The sequence below is a fragment of the Streptomyces sp. CO7 genome, assembly GCF_053474865.1.
On record NZ_JBRIOU010000004.1, the window covers coordinates 49,251 to 49,679 of the forward strand.

Below are 429 nucleotides of genomic sequence, written 5' to 3' on the forward strand. Positions count from 1 at the left end.
GACGCGAGCCGCCCGGAGCCTGGGGACGGGGACCGCCGCCCTGGCCGGGAGCCTGCGGACGCGGGCCGGCGCCGGGAGCGCCGCCGGGGCCCTGCGGACGGGCGCCCTGCGGGCGGGGAGCCTGCGGACGCGCCATGCCGGCGTTGCCGCCGGAGGTGAAGGGGTTGTTGCCCGGACGGGGACCGGCCGGACGGGCGCCCGGACGCGGAGCCTGGCCACCCGGACGGGGGGCCTGACCACCGGGACGGGGAGCCTGGCCGGGACGGCCGCCACCCTGACCGCCCTGACCCTGGCCCTGGCCCGGACCGGCCGGACGGGCGCCCGGACGCGGAGCCTGGCCACCCGGACGGGGGGCCTGACCACCGGGACGGGGAGCCTGGCCGGGACGGCCGCCACCCTGACCGCCCTGACCCTGGCCCTGGCCCGGAC

The 429-nt window shown here is 83.0% G+C and carries 1 pseudogene; it reads left to right on the forward strand.

Annotation, left to right across the window (positions count from 1 at the left end):
* A pseudogene (locus tag ACOV8S_RS12880) lies at window positions 1-429 on the forward strand (hypothetical protein); the annotation flags it as partial.